This is a genomic window from Kineococcus indalonis (assembly GCF_009906395.1).
GTDB lineage: Bacteria > Actinomycetota > Actinomycetes > Actinomycetales > Kineococcaceae > Kineococcus > Kineococcus indalonis.
In genome coordinates, this window is record NZ_JAAALM010000735.1 from 1 (window position 1) to 1,468 (window position 1,468).

1 protein-coding gene is annotated in these 1,468 nt (G+C 78.7%); it reads right to left on the minus strand.

Going from position 1 to position 1,468, the window contains the following annotated elements:
- Positions 1-22: 22 nt before the first annotated feature.
- The coding region (locus GTR00_RS20690) for a lipopolysaccharide biosynthesis protein (protein WP_166613408.1) at positions 23-1,468 on the minus strand (1,446 nt) is incomplete at its 5' end.

Here is a 1,468-nt window from a genome sequence, read left to right on the forward strand (position 1 = left end):
GGCGGGGGGAGGGGGTCGGCGCTCACGAGGACCGCCGGAACCTGCGGGTCACGGACGAGACCAGGAAGGCCACGTCCGCGCGCTGGGGGACGACCACCGCGCGCAGCGGCAGCCCGGTCAGGCGCCGGAAGACGGCGACCATCACGACGGTGCCCGCCGCGTACGCGAGCAGGCTCCCGGCCGCCGCGCCCATGCCCCCGAACGGGGGGATGAGCGCGATGCCCAGGACGGCGACCAGCAGGCTCACCATCTGCGCGCGCGACTGCGTGCCCGGGCTGCCCAGCGCGCTGATGGAGCCGCCGAGGAAGAGGTTCAGGCCGGAGAAGACGGAGGCGCTGAGCAGCACGACCGCCATGGGCACCGCCCCGGCGAACTCGCTGCCGAACAGCAGCGGCACGACCAGCGGCGTGAGCGCCATCCCGGCCAGGACCGGCAGCCCGACCGCGACGACGGCCAGCCGGCAGGCGCGGGCGGCCAGCTGCGCGTCGCGGCGCGCGGCGACCTCCGCCAGCAGCAGGCGCCGCAGGTCGCCCAGCAGCATGGTGGGCACCTCGGCCAGCGAGACGGCCACCACGTACAGGCCGAGCTGACCGGCCCCCGCCAGCGGCAGCATGACCGTCTGGTCCAGGCGCAGGATGACGAACACGGCCAGCTCGCCGCCCCAGGCGCGCGAACCGAACCGGGTGCCCTCGCGGGCGATCTCCCGGGCCTGGCGCCACCGCGCGCGGGGGCGCGACAGCCCGCTGAGGGCGGCGCACTGGGCGACCACCAGCAGCAGCACCTGCGCCCACGCGCCGCTGGCCACGGTCAGCGCGCCGGCCAGCGCCAGGCCGCCGAGGGCGGCCAGGCGCGAGAGGCCGGCGATCCACCGCTCGCGCACCAGCAGGTCGTAGCGGCCCTCGCCGGTGCGCGCGGCCTGCACGACCCCCAGCGCCATGGCCGGCACCAGCGTCAGCCCCAGCGCGCGCAGCAGCCCGATCCCCCGGGGGTAGTCGGCCAGCAGCACGGGCGCCAGCAGCCACAGCGCCAGGGCGCCCAGGGCGCCGGTGCCCGCGCCGAACAGGCCCAGGACGAGGGCCACGTCGGCGGGGCGCTTGCCGCGCCGGGCCACCAGGTAGGAGGCGCCGTCGCCCAGGCCGATCGAGAGCACGTAGGGCACGAGGGCCACGGGGGCCAGCACGGCGGAGAGGTGCCCGCGCCCCTCCAGGCCCAGGGTGCGCGCCAGCAGCGGCCCCGTGGCCAGCGACACCAGCGGCAGCACCCCGCCGGCGAGGACGACGTGCAGCACCGAGTGCAGGGACCCGCGCCGGCCGTGCGCCCGGCCGGCGCCCCCGTCGTGGTCCTGATCGTCGTGGTCCTCGTCGGGGGCCCCCTGGGCCTCGGGCACGCCCGGCGCCTCGGCGAGGCCCGGGGAGTCCGGGGCGCCGGGGCGCTCGCGCGGGCCGGGCGGGACGGCACGGTCCGGGGA